This window comes from Monashia sp. HAY1-2A (genome assembly GCF_056755315.1).
Genome location: NZ_JBNDHY010000331.1, coordinates 1 through 450 on the forward strand (window position 1 = coordinate 1; position 450 = coordinate 450).

Annotated in this window: 1 rRNA gene; it reads left to right on the top strand. The window is 61.1% G+C overall.

Annotated elements, in window-relative coordinates:
* Window positions 1-278 precede the first annotated feature (278 nt).
* A 23S ribosomal RNA gene (locus ACPYOM_RS22160) occupies window positions 279-450 on the top strand; the annotation flags it as partial.

Consider the following 450-nt stretch of genomic DNA (forward strand, 5'->3'; position numbering starts at 1 on the left):
AGTTGGCACCTGGTCGAGCCGGTGGCTCGCTAGTACAACCCGGTGACGGTCCGCGAGGATCTGAGGGAGTGGAACGCGGCGCGGGTTCGGGTGGGTGTCTGGCACGTTGTTGGGTCCTGAGGGATCAGACCCCAACGCCGGCGCGCAGTCGCGTGCGCTGGTGGTGGGTGCGCTGTTTCTTCTGGGTGTGGGCCCGCCCGATCCGATGCTGGTGCATGGGTGGTGGTGGGTGCCGGTTGTGTTTTGAGAACTACACAGTGGACGCGAGCATCTTTGTGGCTCAAGTTTTTAAGGGCACACGGTGGATGCCTTGGCACCAGGAACCGAAGAAGGACGTAGGAATCTGCGATAAGCCTCGGGTAGCCGATAACCAGGCTGTGATCCGAGGATTTCCGAATGGGGAAACCCGGCTGGAGGCAAGTCCAGTCACCCGCACCTGAATATATAGGG